The following is a 20054-nucleotide window of genomic DNA, read 5'->3' on the forward strand; positions in this document are numbered from 1 at the left end:
AATAACCAAGAACCTGCCATGAAAAGACGCAATTTTATCCAAAAAACAGCATTATCAACAGGAGCAATTTCAATGGGTTCGGGCCTAACATATGCCGCTACCCTAGCTTCACCAAAAGACCCCTATAAATTCAACCTTAAGTATGCTCCGCATTTGGGAATGTTTGAAAATCATGCGGGCAAGGATCCTATTGACCAGCTAAATTTTATGGCAGATCAAGGCTTTACCGCTTTTGAGGATAATAAGATGCGTACCCGAGATGTAGCCCTGCAAGAGAAAATGGCCCAGACCATGCAAAAAAGGGGCATTGAAATGGGTGTATTTGTAGCTGTTTTTCTAAAAGATGGACATGTAGCTTCTGGAGACCCGGAAAAAAGAAGGGCTTTTTTAGAATACTGCAAAGAATCCGTAGAAGTAGCGAAGCGAGTGAATGCCAAATGGATGACCGTTGTACCCGGTAACGTGGCTCCTAAAATAAAAGAAGGTTACCAAAGAGCCAACGTTATTGAAACACTCAAACAAGCTTCGGCAATTTTTGAGCCACACAATCTTACAATGGTGCTTGAACCTCTAAACTTTTTTAATCATCCGGGAGCATTCCTAACAGACTCGCCACAGGCCTATGAAATCTGTAAGGCCGTAGACTCTCCCTCATGTAAAATTCTCTTTGATATATATCATCAACAAATCCAAGAAGGTAATCTCATACCCAACATGGAAGCCTGCTGGGATGAAATTGGCTACATACAGATTGGTGACAATCCGGGAAGAAAAGAACCTACCACAGGAGAAATCAATTATTGGAATGTTTTAAAATTCATTAAAGAGAAAGGCTACAATGGAATTTTGGGCATGGAACATGGTAACTCAAGACCTGATAAAGAAGGTGAGCAAGCGGTTATAAATGCGTATAAAAACGTAGATTCATTCGCGCATTAAAATTACTTTTCATTATATAGTTATTTAATAATCTCTTGGCATCTATGAACTACTTCTTCTCAAACTCTTGACAGAGAGAGACATTCTATTTACGGAAGGAGACATTTTACCAATAATCTAAGTGCACATTTGAACAGACCCAAACCGTTTGGACTAATTGATTATGCGTAAATACTAGTAAAAAACAGACTTCACAACTATTATACTCAGACCATATGTCACCCTATTGAAACCATTTGTTATACATCAAAATTAACTTCAAAACTATATTCGCCTAATAACTCAAAACTCTCAAATGATCTTATGAAACACAAAAAACAATCGACCAAAAAACCTTTGTTGCTCCGGCTGGGATTATCCTTTTTAGGACTCCTTTTAGCTACCATGCAACTACACGCCCAAGATGACACTATTAATGGTACGGTTTCAGATGACACTGGAATGCCTTTGCCCGGTGCAAACGTATTGGTAAAGGGAACCACAACAGGAACCCAAACCGATTTTGATGGGAATTATACAATTTCCGCCTCCAATGATGCTATTTTAGTGTTTAGCTACATTGGTTTTTCAACTCAAGAAGTACCAGTAAATGGTGAATCCACGTTAAATGTTACTTTGTCGGAAGATGCAAGTAAGCTAGATGAAGTTGTCGTTGTAGGTTACGGCCAACAAAAAAGAGTAAACCTTACCGGTTCGGTAACCGCTGTAGATGAAGAAGCTTTGGAAGACAGAAACGTACAAAATGCGTTTCAAGCACTTCAAGGACAAGCGGCCGGTCTACAAATTTCACAAAACAGTGGAGCTCCGGGTAATGAAGGCCTTAACATTAAAATACGTGGTCTTAACTCATTTGGTAGTAACAACTCTCCATTAGTATTGATTGACGGTGTAGAAGGTAATCTACAAGATTTAGACCCCTCTGTAATTAGTTCCATTTCTGTGCTAAAAGATGCTTCTTCAGCAGCTATCTACGGTTCTAGGGCTGCAAACGGTGTTATCTTGGTGACTACCAAGAGTGGCGGTAACAACAACTTTAAGATTGAATACAGCGGTAGTGTGTCAACGGAGACCTTTACCAAGGTACCGCAAATGATATCCAATTCGGCAGATTATATGACTTTAATGAACCAGGCATTAATAAATACACCTGGAGCATCTGCCAATCCGTATCCTCAAGAAGTGATAGATGCTTACCGAAACAATCAAGGCAATCCAGCTTTTCCTAATACAAATTGGTTTGATGAAGCCTCCAGAACCCCAATCGTACAACGTCATGTTGTAACGGCTAGTGGTGCAATTGATGGCACCAGCTATAATATTTCTATGGGTAACTGGGATCAGCCGGGTATTATTCGCTCTTCAGGGTTTAAGAAGAATAACTTCTTTATGAGTGTAAAATCAGATATAGGAGAAAAGATTACCGTAGGAGGTACCGTATCTGGCGTAGCTTCAAAAACAAGTGGTCCTCAGCAGGCAGGCACAGAATCCGGCTTATTCAATTTATTTAGAGTTAGGCCAACTTGGGGTGTGTATACCTTAGATGGCACAGGACATTATTCAGGTAAAGCATTCTCTGGAACTGATACAGAATTTCCTGGTTTTGATGAAGGATTTACTAGAAACAACCCTATAGCTGAGCTTGAAGTTCAGGATGGAGAGGTTTTAAATCAATATAACTTTAACGGAAACCTCTTTTTTGATGTTAAGCTTTCAGACGATTTGGTTTGGAGTACAAAAGGAGCTTATAAGTTTGATTATGACTACTATAAAAATCAACGTATTCAATATGACGAATACAATTATAGAACAGGCGAATACCTAAGAACAACTCGTGATGCTTCACAATTAACTATTGATAATACGTGGAGTAAGCAAACTACGTTATTCTCTACGCTGACGTATTCAAAATTGATTGGCGACCATGACTTTAAAGTTTTAGGAGGGTATAGTCAAGAAGGTTTTGATCGTAATTTCACTAGATCACAAAGAACTGGCATTCCAAATAGAAAAATCACTGATTTAGAAGGTGTAAATTCTGAAAATCAATTTACAACCGGTTTTTCTGAAAGTTGGGCCATACAGAGTTTCTTTGGTAGAGCCAACTATAACTACAAAGAAAAGTACCTGCTTGAAGCAAACGTAAGAGGAGATATCAGCTCACGTTTTGCCAAAGGAAACAGATTAGGTGTTTTCCCATCGGTGTCTGCTGGTTGGAGATTGGATAAAGAAGACTTCTTTCAAGATATTGAAGCAGTTAGCGAACTAAAACTAAGAGGTTCTTGGGGGCAATTGGGTAACCAAAATATTGGTATTAATGTACAGGATGATGAATTAAATTCTGGTATATACCCTTATCAATCTACCCTATCTTTTGACCAATTTGGCTATCCTTTTGGAAGTAGTGTTCTTGCCGGAGTTGGCTTAAGAAGCCTAGTTGATTCTGATATTACATGGGAAACTACAACGGTAACGGATTTTGGAGTAGACTTTAATATATTTAATAGAAAACTATATGGTTCTGCCGATTACTACGTAAAAGAAACCGTAGATATATTAAGACAATTACAAGTTGATGAAAGTAGTGGATTGGACGCTCCCGTGGTTAACCAAGGTGCTATGACCAACAAAGGTTGGGACATTGTCATTGGTCATGACAATAGCATAAACGAGGATTTACGATACAGCATAAACGGAAACGTTTCATGGTTTAAAAACCGTCTAAAAACTTTTGGAGATCCAGAGATACAGGACAGAAACATAAATGAAGAAGGTTACGCTTTTGAAGATTGGTACATGTGGGAAGCCGATGGCTACTTCCAGGATGAGGCAGAAATTGCAAGTTCGGCTACTCAACCTCAACCCGGTAAGGTAGGTTTCATTAAATTGAAAGACCAAGACAATAATGGTGTTATTGATGGAGATGACCGTATCCATATAGACGGTAGATATCCTGCTTTTGTGTACGGGTTAAATCTTTCTTTGAACTACAAAAACTTAGATTTTAGAATGTTTTGGGAAGGTGTAGAAGGTACTAAAAACTATATTGCCCGTGACCCTTTTAGACAAGATGGCGGTACGGATAAAGCTTGGTTAACCGAAGCATGGACGCCCGATAACAGAAACTCTAGATTGCCTGCGGTATATTACGAAACAGCCGAAACACGTAGAGCTACAGTATATAACAATTCTTTCTGGTTATGGGACACCTCTTATCTAAGATTAAGAAATGTTACCTTGGGGTATTCTCTACCTACTGACGTATTGGACAAGACACCGTTCAACAGATTACGATTCTATTTTGCAGCAGAAAACTACCTTACCTTCCAAAAAGACTACCCTATTGATGTAGATCCGGAAGCTAATGGTGTAGATGCCTATCCATTTAGAAAAACATTAACATTAGGTGTAAACATGACATTTTAGTCAATCAAAAATATTATATAAATGAAAAAGACAATCTTATTACTCGCTCTATCCTTTCTGGGGATTACAATAAGTTCGTGCGAGGACGACTTTTTAGACAAGCAGCCTTCTTCTCAACTGCCTTCAGAAACTTTTTGGCAGACTGAGCAAGATGCAGAACTAGCATTGACCGGAGTATATAGTAATTTACAACAGAACATGTTGGCTATACGTGCAGATGGTGGATGGCCTCCAACAATCAAACCCAACTGGGATGCCTTAACAGATGATTGTTATCAAACATTCAATTATGGTTTTAGAGAATTGATTGATGGAACGGCAAGTCCTACCTCTGGTGGTAATAACGGTGCAATCGCACAACTTTACAATGTATGTTATAAAGGAATTCAAACCTGTAATTTCTTTTTAGCAAACATTGATCAGGTTGAGAATATTGAGGCTGATAAATTAAATGGATGGAAAGGTCAAGTAAGCACTCTGCGTGCATTTTTCTATTATAACTTAGTTACTACTTATGGAGAGGTTCCTCTTAGAATAGAACCAACTACTTTGGATAATCAAGATTTACCAAAAGCTCCTGAGTCAGAAATATTCGCTCAAATTGAAAAGGACCTAATATTTGCTGCTGCCAACTTACCAGAAGCTCCTTACGGAGATGGTTATGTTGTTAAAGGTTCTGCAAATGCTTTATTAGCCCGAACTTACTTGTACCAAGAAAAATATGCCGAAGCAGCTGTAGCGGCAAAGGCCGTAATGGACGGTGGTAGTTTTTCGCTATCTACTAATTACGAAGACCTTTTTGTAGATGCAGGACAAGTTGACAACCCTGAAATTATTTTCTCTACAAAATACTCAAGTGCTCCTGGCGAATTCCAAGATAGAGGTAGTGAAATCATGATAGGCTTTTGGGGAACTCTTAAACCAACTGAAGATTTTGTGAATTCTTTTGAAGCTACTGATGGTCTACCAATAGATGAATCTCCTCTTTATGATGAAGCTAATCCTTTGGAAAACCGTGACCCTCGACTAAGTAAAATAGTACAAGTAGGGGAATGGAATCCTGAAATTGAGCAAAAAACCTTATCAGGTTTTGGTTTGTTAAAATGGACAACCCCACAAACAAGGGCTTCCCTAGTACAGAATTTTACAGAAGGTACAGACTATATCCACATTCGATATGCCGATGTTTTGTTGATGTATGCTGAAGGTAAAATAGAATCCGGCAGTATTGACACCTCTGTTCTTGATGCCATAAATGAGGTAAGAGCAAGAGCATATGGTGTGGCTGTAGGAGATACAGGTTCTTATCCAGCAATAACCACTACAGATCCGGGTGAACTCCGTGAAGCCGTTCGTAACGAGCGTAGATACGAATTCGGTTTTGAAGGTTTACGCTATTTTGACCTTAAGCGTTGGGGCATAGCAGAAGAAGAATTAAATGGTTTTTATGATCCGCATGTAGATGCCAATAGAGTATTCCTTCCAAAACATTATAAATGGCCGTTGCCACAAAGTGCAATTGACAAGAATGATGCTCTTGAGCAGAATCCTGATTATTAATAGTCTATAAACATGAGAACAGTAAGACATCTGTTTTTATTAAAATTGTTGAGTTAGTTTTATCCTAAAGCCAGTTGACCATTTTGTCAACTGGCTTTTTTATATCGTTTCCATTAATTAATAGTATTTTCAATCTCTCTTTAATAGTTAACCCATGAGAATTCTAAAAAGAAGACTAGTTACGCTTACTACACTCTTTGCATTCGCGGTAACCTTCCAAACTTATGCTCAACAACCCAACATTGTAATTATCTATGCAGATGACATGGGCTATGGAGATCTACAATGCCAGAACAAGGATTCTAAAATACCCACTCCCAATCTAAACCAACTGGCGTCGGAAGGCATTCGTTTTACTGATGCCCATAGTTCTTCGGGTATTTGCTCTCCTAGTAGATACGCGTTACTTACAGGAACCTATCACTGGCGAAGACAGCATGATATTGTAAATTCTTTTGGCCCTCCATTTTTTAATGAATCGGATGTTACACTTCCTGAACTCCTGAAGACCAATGGCTACAAAACTGCAGCCATCGGAAAATGGCATTTAGGGTGGAATTGGAAATTCAAGAACGAACCTTCAGGCGAAGTTTTTCAGTGGAACAAAAAACGTAAGTTCTACAGACCGGAAGATATTGATTGGAGCGGACCCCTCACGGGCGGGCCGTTAGATCAAGGTTTTGACTATTATTTTGGTGATGGAACCATTAACTTTCCTCCTTACGCATGGATTGAAAACGACCAATTTATTGAACTTCCAAAAGCAGTTATGGACGTTTATAATGTAGGTTTCAATGTTAATGAAGGCGAATGGGAGTTTAGGCCAGGCCCAAAAGTTGAGGGTTGGAACCCATATGAGGTACTTCCCACCCTTACCAAAAAAACAGTAGCCTACATCAACCAACAAGAAGCAGATAAACCGTTCTTCCTTTACATGGCTCTACCCTCTCCCCATGCACCAATAATCCCTAACGAAGAATTTGTTGGCAAATCTGAAGCAGGTCCATATGGCGATTATATGTTTCAAACTGATTGGGTTGCGGGCCAAGTGATGAAAGCTTTAAAAGATAAAGGTTTAGATAAAAACACTATCGTAATTTTCACTGCGGATAACGGTCCTGAAAAATATGCTTTTGAGCGCGCAGAAAAATACGAGCACTTTAGTATGGGAGATTTTAGAGGCCTAAAACGTGACGTCTGGGAAGGCGGTCATCACGTGCCTTTCATCGTTAAATGGCCAGAACAAATTAAAGCTGGAACCGTCTCAAAGGAAGTCATTTCTCAAGTAGATATCATGGCTACTCTGGCAGAAATTGCAAACGCTACAATTCCTGAAAATGTGGCCCCGGATAGTTATAATTTATTAGACCTTCTAAAAGGTGAAAAATACAGCACTCCATTGCGGGAAGCAACCGTACACAATACATACAACGGTATTTGGGGTTTGCGAAAAGGGAAGTGGCTATACATTAACAAACCTTCTGGGCAACATTCAAAAATGCCCGATTCTTTTAAAAAGTTGAGAGGTTACAAAGATTTTGATACACCCGCCCTTTTATTCAATATGGAAAAGGATCCTGAGCAAAGAAATAATATTGTTGAAGTACACCCGGATGTTGTACAAGAAATGTCCACTATTTTAGAGACGTATCGCAAACAAGGATATTCGGTAAAACGATAAAAAATAGCCTCGTAAATTAAACCTATGCCTGTACTTTCTTTTGGACGTTATTCTATTTCACCAATCACAAGGTTGAAGTTATTGGCTTCGTTTGCGTTGCTATTGGTATCCTGTCAAGAAAAAGAACAACCAGGAACACAAGTTGGGGAAAACACTCTTTTCCAAGAGGTTTCCAGTGAAACTACAGGCGTAAATTTTGACAATTCCGTAAAAGCTTCCAAAACGCTAAACTTATTCTCCTACATGTACTTTTACAATGGCGGTGGGGTTGCTGCGGGCGATCTAAACGGGGATGGTCTTGATGACCTATATTTCACGGGAAATCAAGTTCAGAACAGATTATACCTCAACGCGGGAAATTTCGACTTTAAAGATATTACCGAGCAAACTGGTACTGGCGGCGATTCAAATTCATGGTACACCGGGGTTAGTCTTGCAGATGTAAATGGGGATGGCACATTGGATATTTATGTAAGTCAGATTGGAAAAATTTCAGGAACTAACGGGCACAACCTCCTCTTTATCAACCAAGGCAATGACGAGAAAGGTATTCCAAAATTTAAAGAAAGTGCAATTGAATTTGGCCTAACAGTTAAAGGTGCAACCACGCAAACCGCATTTTTTGATTATGATTTAGATGGAGACCTAGATGCGTATATTATGACGCACTCCAATTTTAACGACGGTGTTCTCCCCCGTGCCGAAAAACGACTCATTTCCAGTCCGTATGGCGATAAGTTATTCCGAAACAATGGAGGTAAGTTTACCGATGTCACCAAAGAATCCGGTATCTATAGCAGTCCATTAGGGTTTGGATTGGGTATTAGCACGGCAGACATTAACAAAGATGGCTATCCAGATATTTATATTGGGAACGATTTCTATGAAGATGATTACCTGTACATTAATAACGGAGATGGTACATTTACGGAGGATTTAGAGTCCCGTATAAAACACACCAGTCGGTTTTCTATGGGCAATGATATTGCCGATTTGAACAATGATGCCCTACCGGATATCCTGTCTCTGGATATGCAGGCGTACGAGCCCGAAATCTTAAAAGCATCGCATGGTGAGGATTCATATGCCATTTTCAATTACAAACTATCCTTTGGGTACCAACACCAGTATGCACACAACACCTTTCAACTGAATAGAGACGGAGAGCACTTTAGCGAAATAGCAAGATTATCAGGAATTGAAGCCACAGATTGGAGCTGGTCCGTTTTGGCAAGCGATTATGACCTGGACGGGCAAAAAGACCTTTTCATTACCAACGGTATTTTTAGGCGCAGTAATGATATGGATTATATGCAGTTCCTTTCAGGAAATGAGGTTCAAAAACAATTGCGTTCCGGTAATTATGACTATAGTAACGCCCTTACGGATAAAATGCCAAGTTATCCTTTGCAGAATTTCTTCTTTAAAAATAATAACAACCTTACTTTCACCAATACTTCCTCTGAATGGGGCGGCACAAAAAAAGGCTTTTCAAACGGTGCTACTTACTCAGACCTTGATAATGACGGCGACCTAGACTTGGTAATTAACAACCTTAATGCAAAAGCATCCATCTTAAAAAACACCACCATAGAGAATGACAGTTTAACCAAGGATTATTTAAAAATAAAGTTGAAAGGTCTAGCCGGAAACGATTACGGAATTGGCGCTAAGGTCATTTTAAAGAACAAAGGTCAAAAACAATATCAGGAATTATTGAATGTTCGCGGATATCTATCATCTACCCCTCCCTATTTAAATTTTGCAGTTGGCAAAAACACTATTGTAGATACCGTCTTGGTACAATGGCCAAACAAGCAGCAAACCGTTTTAACAAATGTGAATTCAGGTCAAGTGCTGAGCATTGCCCAAGAAAATGCTTCTACCATATCATTAGAGACCAAAAAAACACCTAAATCCCTTTTTACCCTTTTAAACAATAGTGAATTAGATATTGATTACCGGCACCAAGAAAATCGATTTTACGAATTTAATAGGGAACACTTAATTCCACATATGAATTCCACTTGGGGACCTCCTATTGCTGTAGGAGACCTTAACAATGATGGTTCAGATGATTTTTTCGTTGGTGGGGCACTAAACCAACCTTCTAAAATCTACTTGCAGCAATTTAATGGTAAATTTATCTCATCATCATCAAAAGCACTACAAACGGATGCAGCTTCTGAAGATACTGCAGCCGATTTTGTAGATGTTAATGGAGACGGCTATTTGGACTTAATTGTGGGTAGCGGCAGTAACCAAGAAATAAAACCAGACCCTAAAAGTCTTACCCGACTTTATATAAACAATGGTAAGGGCAACTTTACAAGACAAGATAATTTTCCTAAAATCTATACAACGGTTTCAGACTTGGCAATAGCCGATTTTGATAAAGATGGAGACAATGATGTTTTTATATCCTCTCGCTCTGTCCCCGGTAAATACGGTTCTTCTCCAGATTCATATCTTCTTAAAAACGATGGAAAAGGCAGTTTTTCCATGGATACATCATCCCAAAAACTTTTTGAAAAATGCGGAATGGTCAATTCTGCAAAATGGGTGGATTTAAATGGCGATGATTGGCAAGACCTTGTATTGGTGGGTGAATGGATGCCTATTAAAGTGTACTACAATTCAAACGGGAGTCTTAATAAAGCTAACCCAGAGGCCAACTCCCTACAGTTTTCAAACGGTTGGTGGAACTCCCTAGCATACGGAGATTTTGATAATGATGGCGACGTTGATTTGGTAGCGGGCAATCTTGGACTAAACTCAAAATTAAGGGCAACGGAAAAAGAACCGGTACAAATGTACTATTCGGATTTTGACAAGAACGGTTGGCCCGAAGGAGTTACTACACATTTCATTGAAGGAAAGGAACATGTTTTCTCCTCAAAAAGCCTTCTTGAAAAACAAATGGTATATCTCCGCAAAAAATTCCCCACATACAGTGCTTTTGCCCAAGCGGACTTCAAGGCTATTTTTACACCAGAAGAGTTAAAAAATGCAGAAATTTTAAAGACTCACGAATTCAGGAGTTGTTTCATTGAAAATCTTGGAAACAAAAAATTCAAACTTAGACCGTTACCTACCCCAGCTCAATTCTCTACGGTAAATGCTATTCATACGCTAGATTTTGACCAAGACGGGAGATTGGACCTATTGCTGGGAGAAAACTTCCATGATGCCAACACAGAGCTAGGACGGTACGACGCCGGCTATGGAACGCTGTTAAAAAATATGGGAAACAGTAATTTTAAAGAAACACCCATTTCTACATCAGGATTGTTACTAGATAAGCAAACCAGACACATCAAAAGCTTGAGCAGTAAAAAGTACGGGGAGTTATTGATCATAAGTAACAACAATGACAGTCTGCAGTTTTATAGAACTTCAGCTCAATGAGGCTGCTTTTACTAGAGGCTTAATTTAGTTGTAAATCACTTACAGTACTGTGTTAGCGCACATTTTGTACTAACAAATACATTTCGTGAACTGCAAGGCACACAGCTTTATGAAATAAAACCCTTCTTTGTATCTCATTATGCAAAAAACCGAAAAGTAATTCGCATGAAAACGATTTTAAAGTATAGTTTCTCCATTTTACTTGTTTTAATTACCCTTACAAGCTGCTCCAACGAGCAAAAAAAACCCAAAGAAAAGGATAGCGCCCAGGTTAGTAACTCCCCAAACATTATTCTATTCGTTTCTGATGATCACGGCACCGATGCTATTGGCGCCTATGGGAACGAAGTAATCAAAACACCTAACTTGGACCAACTTGCCGCAGAAGGTGTACGTTTTGATAATGCCTATTGTACCAGCGCCAGCTGCGCCGCTAGTAGGTCCGTTATACTTACCGGTCTTTACGGACATGCTACAGGCTCTTATGGACACGTTCATGATTATCATCATTTTAGCAGTTACGATAACATAAAATCCCTCCCCGTTCTTCTTGAAAACTCAGGTTATGAAACGGCAAGAATTGGTAAATACCACGTTGCACCGGAATCTGTCTATCGTTTTCAAAAGGTCCTGGAAGCGGATCCCAGAAATACTGTTGAAATGGCCGAACAATGTAAAGAAGTGCTTAATTCAGATAAACCATTCTTTCTTTATTTCTGTACGGACGATCCACACCGTGGCGCTCCTTTTGAGTCGCACCCTTGGAACGTACCAAATAGTTTCGGGAACAAGAAAGAAGGTTATGAAGGAGTTGAAACGATTACCTATGACCCAAAAGATGTTGTAGTTCCAAGTTTCCTTCCGGACAGTAAAGAGAGTCGTGAGGAAATAGCCCAATATTACCAAAGTGTATCTAGAATAGACCAAGGCTTTGGCAAACTCATGAAAATGCTAAAAGATACGGGCAAGGATAAAAACACCATCGTCATTTATATTTCGGATAACGGAATGGCCTTCCCCGGTGCCAAGACTACGGTTTATGAGCCAGGCATTAAACTCCCATGTATCATAAAAGACCCTTTGTCCGAGGTAAAAGGTGGCTCCGTAAACAATGCCCTTATTTCATGGACAGACCTTACCCCTACTATTTTGGACATGGCGGAAATCTCCTATGATTCCAATGATTTTCATGGCAAATCGTTCAAGAAAATAATGAGCCAAGAAAACCCAAAAGGATGGGATGAAGTTTATGCTTCGCATACCTTTCATGAAATTACAATGTATTACCCTATGCGAGTCGTAAGGGATAAAAACTACAAGCTTATTCGGAATATCGCATGGCGACAAGAATACCCCTTTGCTTCGGACCTTTGGGCGGCATCTACATGGCAAGAGGTATACCGAAACGAAAAAGAATACTACGGACAACGCAAAGTTAAAGATTACCTCTTCAGGCCTGAGTTTGAGTTGTTCGACCTATCAAAAGACCCGGAAGAAAGCATCAATTTGGCCACCGACCCAAACTACACCAATGTACTAGAGGCCCTAAAGACCAAAATGAAAACTTTCCAAAAAGAGACCAAAGACCCATGGCTCATTACTTGGGACCATGATAATTCGCTTCAAGGCACCGGTGTAAACCTCTAAAAAATACATATGACTCACTTTAAATCTATAAAAACACTATACCTGAGCACTATTTTGTGTTTAGGCATGTATACATTATCTGCACAGCAAACCATTCATATTCAAGCCCAGGCCGAGGACATGACGCCTTTGGTTCGCAAAGCACTAGAGAATGCAACGGACAAAAACCTGACTTTGGTTTTTGATAAAGGGATTTATAAATTTTTACTGGATTACGCCACTCAGCGCTATTCCTACATCACCAATCATGGTAATGGACTCAAGAACATCATTTTCTTATTGGAAGATTTTGATTCCGTTACCATAGAAGGTAATGGTGCCGAATTTATTTTTCATGGTCAGGTTGCCCCTTTTCAAATTAAAAATTGCAAAAAACTCACGGTTAAAAATCTAAAAATGGATTGGGATATCCCATTCTTATTTCAAGGTGAAGTTCTTGCTGTTAATGAAACCGAAGGCTGGCGGGACATTAAACCTTTTACTCAAGGTTTTTCATGGGAACTAAAGAAAGAACACATTTTGTTCCCCAACATAGATGGCTTTACTTTTCCCGAATTGGGAAGCACCCTTGCCTTTGATGCGCAACATAAGCGGGTGGCCCATGGTGCATGGGATATGAGCAGTAGACCGCGTTGGGTAGAAAAACGCCCCAATGGCGTCCTACGTTTTCATGAACATTTAAAACAATACCCGGCTGTAGGCTCAATTCTAAACTCAAAGGGAGACCATGACCACAACCGTTATGCCCCTGCTTTTCAAATTACGTCTTCCAAAGATGTTCATTTGGAAGATATAACTATTCACCACGCATTGGGAATGGGTTTTCTTTTTGAACGAACTGAAAATATTACCATTAGCAATTCAGGTATTTATGTACGTGACGGTTCGGACCGGGTAGTTTCTACCATTGCAGATGCTACGCATTTTGCCAATTGCAAAGGCGACATTCTCATTGAGGACTCCACCTTTAAACATATGTTAGATGATGGTACTAACGTACATGGCACCTATGTAGTTGTAGATAAGGTTTTGGATGACAATACCGTTCGCGTATCCCTTCAACATTTTGAACAAATGGGTTTTGAATTTGCTGCTTCGGGCGATGAAATCTGGTTCATTCAGCAGCCCAGCCCTAAAAGAGCCTCAGAAAACACGGTAGCCAGTGTTTCGGTCGTTAACGATAAATATTCGGACATCAGCTTTAAAAATAAACTTCCAGATAATTTAGCCGATGGCGATATCCTAGAAAACAAAACATGGAATCCCACTTTTATAATGCGTGGTTGTACTATAAAAGACCATAGAGCAAGGAATATTGTCCTGAAAACACCCTTAAAAACAGTTATAGAAAACAACAATTTTTCTTCTATGATGTCCTCCATATTCTTTAGGGGGGAAACTTATTTTTGGTTTGAATCGGGTGCCGTAGAAGATGTCCTGATTCAGAATAACAATTTTGACCATTGTGCCTATAGCGGAATGGAACATGCCATTTTAAACATAACACCTCGTCTAGGAAAGACTTTTGACCAGACCCAAACATATGACCGTAACATCCGCTTTACTAACAACACCATCAAAACTTTTGATAATAGGATTGTATGGGCAGACCGGGTAGACGGACTCACTATTTCCGATAATGTAATTGAACAAGTGTCCGGTTCCGCTCCGCTATATCCAAACGCACATCAATTCGATTTTAAGAATTGTGACCATGTTGAGATTTACAACAACACTTACACAGGAGAAACGGAGAAGGTGCTTTCATCAGATGAATCATCCTCCAAAAACTTAAAATTTAAGCGAAACAAAGGGTTTGCAAAATATAAGAAATAGCAATGTTCATTCTTGTAAAACCTTAATCTATAACTGGATTTTGGCCTATAAACAGGGACTTGAATGACCAAAGACATAATATTTACCCCTAAAGACAAAGAAAACACGCTAAGCCTATAATTTGGCCTAGAACAAACACTTTTATTAAACACGAGAAACCTATGCCGAAAATTATAGCCCGTTGGTCCGTTTTTATATTTGCCCTAATTTCCACAAATATTTATGCTCAAAATACCGTTGGTGAGCAAGTGCTTTTCAATACATCTATTTCTGATGATGCCACACCAGCAGTATTGGCCCGCATACTGCGTGCGGATAAAGAGCCCATTTCAGAAATAAAATTTGAAAAAGGAACCTATCATTTTTATCCGGATAAGGCATACGAGCGCTTTACCCGTATTTCTAACCATGATGATGTTATGGCCAAAACGGCCTTACCTCTTCTTGGTTTTAAAGAGCTGATTATAGACGGCCAAGGTTCTACCTTTATTTACCATGGCAGAATGATTCCTTTTCTGATTGAAGGTTCGCAAAATATCACGGTACAGAACGTAACTATAGATTGGGCCATGCCCTTCCATAGCGAAGGAACCATTGTGGCCAACGATGAAAAAAACAACACTTTTGATGTTCAATTTTCAGATGAGTACCCTTATGAAATCAGGAACGAGCAACTAATTTTCCTAAAGGAATACTATGAGCATGATCTTGGACAATCTATTCTCTACGACCCCAAAAGACAAGCAATTGCTTTTGACACTGAATCGTATACGTCCATTACCACTGTTCGAAACTCAAAAGTGCAGCACAACTTTGATAAAATAAAATACAAATACAAAGTAGACCCACGTTCCAAAGTAGAAAAAGTTAGAGGTAAGGAAAACAATTTAAAGGTTGAAGAAATAAAGCCGGGTACCATTAGGATTTACAACCATAAGAAAAAATTACCTCCCGTAGGTATGATTATGGTCTGCAAGGGAGACCAAAGCTTAAATCGTTTGGCCCCAGCATTTAGAATAACGGGCACGGACGGTTTCAACGCCAACAACGTTACCGTACACCACGCTGGTGGTATGGGCTTGATTGCCGAAAATTCTTCCGATCTTATTTTAGATGGCTTTCATGTAAAACCCTCTCACGGCAGAATGGTTTCTACATCTGCAGATGCCACACATTTTGTAGGTTGCCGCGGTAAGGTTGTCCTTAAAAATTGTACGTTCAACAATCAATTGGACGATGCCACTAATGTTCACGGCACCTACCAAGAGGTAATAGATATTTTAGGTGATAACAGCATTGGTGTGCGCATGGGCCATGCACAACAACAAGGCTTTGCCATAGGAAAGAAAAACGATACCATTGGGTTGGTTAATCTTCAAAAATCATTTTTTGGTTACGATCACCTTACGTTAAAAAGCATTACCCCAATAAATGGGAGATACCAGATTATTACATTCAATGAAAACATACCACCTACTTTAAAGACTGGCGACCTCATCGAAAACTTAGAAGGCTACCCGGATTTACTGGTACAGAACTGTAATATTAGCCGAAATAGGGCTCGTGGCCTCTTGATATCCAATCCTAAAAACACCTTAATAGAGAATAATTTTTTCAGTACAGAAATGGAAGCTATCTTAGTTCCTGTTGAGAGCAGCCATTGGTTTGAATCGGGCAACGCTGCCAATCTCACTATTAGAAACAACACGTTTCAGGACAACCAGCATAGCGGATTTGATAGAGGTGTAATCCGTTTTGTTACAGATGACGACAATGACAACATCGCCTTTAAAAATATTCGGATAATTGATAACGAATTTAATCAGTTTGATAATATGATATTGGAAATTTCCAATGTAGACGGACTATTATTTGAGGGAAATACCATTACCAATTCAGGAACTTTTCCAATGTTGCACCCAGATAATCCCGCCATTGAAGTAAAAGCGTCAAAAAATATAGTTTTTAAGAAAAACCGATATAAAGGAAAGGCCAAAAATATTTTAGAGACCGATGATATTATGTCCAAACTAAAATTCCGTTAACCAAACACTTTAGCAAACCATAAAACATTCCATGGTACATTCAAGAGCTGCCTTACGATTTTTAACACTACTTCTTTTTGGCATGGGCTATTCTTCCTTTGCGCAAGAAACCAAATCGATAAAAAAACCGAATATCATCTATATTCTCACGGATGATTTGGGGTATGGAGACATTGGAGCGTTCTTTCAAAACCAGAGAAAAGAAACAAATGATCGTAGCGAGCCTTATGCATTAACCCCACAATTGGACAAAATGGCATCTGAAGGGGTTATGCTTACCAATCATTATACGGCAGCTCCGGTATGCGCACCATCACGATCGTCTGTACTATTGGGGGTTAGCCAAGGGCATGCCAATGTCCGCGATGGCCAGTTTGATAAGGCTTTGGCGGATAACCACACACTGGGCAACGTATTGCAAAAAGCAGGCTACAAAACGGCGGCAATTGGTAAATGGGGCCTACAAGGTTCAAATAGATGGTCAGAAAACGGAGATTCTTGGCCCGCACACCCCAACAATAGAGGTTTTGATTATTACTATGGCTATATACGGCATAGAGATGGTCATGAACATTATCCCGTTGAAGGTGTGTATCGCGGAAAAAAAGAAGTCTACGAAAACAAAAATGAGGTAAGTAAAGGACTGGACAAGTGTTATACGGGCGATTTATGGACGGCCGTTGCCAAAAAATGGATCGTAGAACAGGTAAAGGGAAAAGAAAACGAGCAACCTTTCTTTATGTACCTAGCTTTTGACACGCCACATGCCGTTCTTGAACTACCCACACAGGCCTATCCACAAGGAGGCGGGTTACACGGTGGGTTACAATGGTTAGGAAAACCGGGGAACATGATAAATACGGCTTCGGGGAAAGTAGATTCGTACATTCATCCTGACTATGCCAATGTTACTTACGACCATGATAAAAATCCAAGTACGCCAGAGGTGGCTTGGCCGGACGTCTACAAACGTTATGCTACTAGCACCCGTAGAATAGACAGTGAGGTAGGCGATTTATTGCAATTGCTAAAAGACCTTAATATTGATGAAAACACTTTAGTGGTTTTTAATTCGGATAATGGCCCTTCTATGGAGTCTTATTTAGAAGAAGAATATACCGCCGATTTTTTTAACAGTTTTGGGCCTTTTGACGGTATCAAAAGAGATGTGCTTGAAGGTGGGGAACGTACTCCTTTAATTGCGCGTTGGCCCACTAAAATTCCGGCTGACCGGGTTATAAAGTCTCCGAGCATTGCCTATGACTGGCTCCCAACGTTTACTGAAGCCGCGGGTTATACTGCACCCGTAAATAGTGATGGGGTTTCTCTACTGCCTATTTTAACCGGAAACGGAAAGCAACAAGAAAGCCTTATTTATGTAGAGTACAACCAAAGTGGAAAAACACCGGAATACGAAGAATTTGCACCCAACAATCGCGGTAGAGTGCGAAAACAGATGCAAATGATGCGTGAGGGAGATATTGTTGGCCTACGCTACAACATTCAAAGTGCGGATGACGATTTTGAATTCTACAATATTGTTGAGGACACGCACCAAACCCTAAACTTGGCTACCCTACCAAATATGGAGGCACTACAAGTACAGATGAAAGAACGAGTGCTTCAAGTACGCATGCCCGATACGAATGCTGCAAGACCTTATGACAACGCTGCAGTTCCTGCTGTTTCATTACATAATCCAAACAGCGGATTGAATTGGAGCGCATTCAAAAACAATGCACCTTGGTTGCCCAAAGTGGATGGTTTAACCCCTGTAGCAAGTGGCAAAATCGGTACACCTAATGTGGCTCAGGTAAAAGAGAAAGGCGATGTTTTTCTATTTGAGGGTTTTATTCAAATCCCTACGGAAGGCAGTTATACCTTTTCTTTAAAGTCTTCCAACAGTACGTTTGTCCGTATTCATGAAGCAAGTGTTATTGATGCCGATTACGGTTATGAAACGGGTTCCGAGAAAAAAGGCACAATGAAATTAAAAGCGGGATACCACCCTATACGCATATATTATAAAAAGAAACCCGGAGCAACTCCTAAAATTGACTTACAATGGAGCGGCCCTACAATTGAAAAAAGCACAATTCCCGAATCGGCGTTTTTTGTGATTAAGTAAAAAAGAGAGAGAATCAAATGAAAAATATTATTCTTTTAACAGTAATTCTAATCGGCTTAGGTAAAGGCTTGGCCCAAGAAAAGCCTAACATTGTTTTACTCTTTGTAGATGATTATGGCTGGGCCGATGTTGGTTTTAGGAATTCCAAATTCCACACACCAAATATTGACCAACTTAAAAAAGACGGATTCAACTTTAACCGTGCTTATATTGCCACACCTACCTGCAGTCCTAGCAGGGCTTCGCTACTGACCGGGAAAGAACCGGTACGTTTTCAAATGGTACGCCATATTATTGATGGCAAGGAAAAGGCCGCTAAAAATAATATGCCCGGAGGAAAGTTCAATTTATGGCCTACAGACCCCGTACAAATGCCCTCCAGAAATTGGTTGCCATTGGAGGAAGTTACCTATGCAGAGCGACTAAAAGAATTTGGCTATTACAATATGTTCATTGGCAAATGGCATTTAGGTAGTGAAAAATACCATCCGGTACACCAAGGATTTGATGCCCAATATGGCACAGGAGACCATGGACATCCCGGAAATTATTTTGCGCCGTTCTTTAAAACAGGAAATCCATTACCTGATTCTCCGGAAGGCACTTATTTAACCGATGTACTAACAGAAGGTGCGGAAAAATTTATAACGGAATATGAAAAAGAGCAGCCCTTTATGCTATCGCTCTGGTACTATAATGTACACGGGCCACATATTGGCCGTACGGATTGGGTAGAACGCTATAAAAAAGAAGGTTTAACAGGCAAAGACGCAGAATATGCTGCCATGGTAAGCGCAATGGACGAATCCGTAGGGAAAGTTAGAAAAGCACTGGATAAAAAAGGCATAGCTAAGAACACGGTAGTTATCCTTCTATCCGACCAAGGAGGTTATTTTAGTAACGCTCCGTTATCCGGAGGGAAAACAGGTGGTAACACTTTAGGCGAGGGTGGTGCCCGAGTTCCATTCATTATTTCTTACCCGGGAGTTACTATGCCGGGCATTTCATGCGATGTTCCCGTGCAATCTATTGATGTGTTTCCTACTCTGGTTGAGATAGCTTCAGGCAAAAAATCCAAGAACAAGAACATTCAAGGAAAAAGTTTGATGCCTTTGCTCCAGGGCAAGGAGTTCAAAAAACGCAACCTGTTTTTCTTCCGTAGTTATGAAGATCAATACACTGCTATAATGAACGGAGATTGGAAAATGGTAAAATACCACAGTGGCAGACATGACTTATTCAATATAAAAGAGGACCAAAGCGAATCTAAAAACCTCATCAATATAGAAGTTGATCAAGCAAAAAAAATGAAGAAACAGTTAGAAAAATGGGAAAAAGAAGCTGTTCCCGAGTTTTAACCGTTCATCTCTGAAGGCCTGTATAAAAT

General features: G+C 39.8%; 10 protein-coding genes. All 10 read left to right on the forward strand.

Annotated elements, in window-relative coordinates; genetic code table 11:
* The first annotated feature begins 18 nt into the window (after nt 1–18).
* The 10 genes from H9565_RS07720 (at nt 19) to H9565_RS07765 (ending at nt 20025) form a co-directional block, all read left to right on the forward strand.
* A complete protein-coding gene (locus tag H9565_RS07720) occupies nt 19–939 on the forward strand; it encodes a hydroxypyruvate isomerase family protein (protein ID WP_215438631.1) in 921 nt (306 codons plus the stop codon).
* Nucleotides 940–1242: 303 nt separating this feature from the next.
* On the forward strand, nt 1243–4362 hold the full coding sequence (locus tag H9565_RS07725; protein WP_215438632.1) for a SusC/RagA family TonB-linked outer membrane protein: 3120 nt from the start codon (nt 1243–1245) through the stop codon (nt 4360–4362).
* Nucleotides 4363–4383: 21 nt separating this feature from the next.
* Complete coding sequence (locus H9565_RS07730; RefSeq protein ID WP_215438633.1) at nt 4384–5922, forward strand: RagB/SusD family nutrient uptake outer membrane protein; 1539 nt, start codon at nt 4384–4386, stop codon at nt 5920–5922.
* 154 nt (nt 5923–6076) lie between these two features.
* Nucleotides 6077–7603 (forward strand): sulfatase family protein, encoded by a 1527-nt coding sequence (locus tag H9565_RS07735; RefSeq protein ID WP_215438634.1) that lies wholly within the window; start codon nt 6077–6079, stop codon nt 7601–7603.
* 24 nt (nt 7604–7627) lie between these two features.
* Nucleotides 7628–11011 carry a VCBS repeat-containing protein gene (locus H9565_RS07740; RefSeq protein WP_215438635.1) on the forward strand — a complete coding sequence of 1128 codons (3384 nt, stop codon included), beginning with the start codon at nt 7628–7630 and terminating at the stop codon, nt 11009–11011.
* 165 nt (nt 11012–11176) lie between these two features.
* On the forward strand, nt 11177–12658 hold the full coding sequence (locus H9565_RS07745) for a sulfatase family protein (protein ID WP_215438636.1): 1482 nt from the start codon (nt 11177–11179) through the stop codon (nt 12656–12658).
* A gap of 9 nt (nt 12659–12667) precedes the next feature.
* Complete coding sequence (locus tag H9565_RS07750; protein WP_215438637.1) at nt 12668–14494, forward strand: alpha-1,3-galactosidase-related protein; 1827 nt, start codon at nt 12668–12670, stop codon at nt 14492–14494.
* A gap of 161 nt (nt 14495–14655) precedes the next feature.
* Nucleotides 14656–16539: an alpha-1,3-galactosidase-related protein gene (locus H9565_RS07755; protein WP_215438638.1), complete on the forward strand. Its 1884-nt coding sequence runs from the start codon at nt 14656–14658 to the stop codon at nt 16537–16539.
* Between the two features lie 31 nt (nt 16540–16570).
* Nucleotides 16571–18667, forward strand: a complete 2097-nt coding sequence (locus tag H9565_RS07760; RefSeq protein ID WP_215438639.1) for a sulfatase-like hydrolase/transferase — start codon at nt 16571–16573, stop codon at nt 18665–18667.
* Between the two features lie 17 nt (nt 18668–18684).
* Nucleotides 18685–20025, forward strand: coding sequence for a sulfatase (locus tag H9565_RS07765; protein WP_215438640.1), 1341 nt, complete (start codon nt 18685–18687; stop codon nt 20023–20025).
* The last annotated feature ends 29 nt before the right edge of the window (nt 20026–20054 follow it).

Source organism: Zobellia russellii (genome assembly GCF_018728565.1).
GTDB lineage: Bacteria > Bacteroidota > Bacteroidia > Flavobacteriales > Flavobacteriaceae > Zobellia > Zobellia russellii.

Excerpts from the sequence above, each read along its gene's own strand:
- H9565_RS07720 (WP_215438631.1), top strand. The coding sequence starts at position 19 with ATGAAAAGACGCAATTTTATCCAAAAAACAGCATTATCAACAGGAGCA.
- H9565_RS07725 (WP_215438632.1), top strand. The coding sequence starts at position 1,243 with ATGAAACACAAAAAACAATCGACCAAAAAACCTTTGTTGCTCCGGCTG.
- H9565_RS07730 (WP_215438633.1), top strand. The coding sequence starts at position 4,384 with ATGAAAAAGACAATCTTATTACTCGCTCTATCCTTTCTGGGGATTACA.
- H9565_RS07735 (WP_215438634.1), top strand. The coding sequence starts at position 6,077 with ATGAGAATTCTAAAAAGAAGACTAGTTACGCTTACTACACTCTTTGCA.
- H9565_RS07740 (WP_215438635.1), top strand. The coding sequence starts at position 7,628 with ATGCCTGTACTTTCTTTTGGACGTTATTCTATTTCACCAATCACAAGG.
- H9565_RS07745 (WP_215438636.1), top strand. The coding sequence starts at position 11,177 with ATGAAAACGATTTTAAAGTATAGTTTCTCCATTTTACTTGTTTTAATT.
- H9565_RS07750 (WP_215438637.1), top strand. The coding sequence starts at position 12,668 with ATGACTCACTTTAAATCTATAAAAACACTATACCTGAGCACTATTTTG.
- H9565_RS07755 (WP_215438638.1), top strand. The coding sequence starts at position 14,656 with ATGCCGAAAATTATAGCCCGTTGGTCCGTTTTTATATTTGCCCTAATT.
- H9565_RS07760 (WP_215438639.1), top strand. The coding sequence starts at position 16,571 with ATGGTACATTCAAGAGCTGCCTTACGATTTTTAACACTACTTCTTTTT.
- H9565_RS07765 (WP_215438640.1), top strand. The coding sequence starts at position 18,685 with ATGAAAAATATTATTCTTTTAACAGTAATTCTAATCGGCTTAGGTAAA.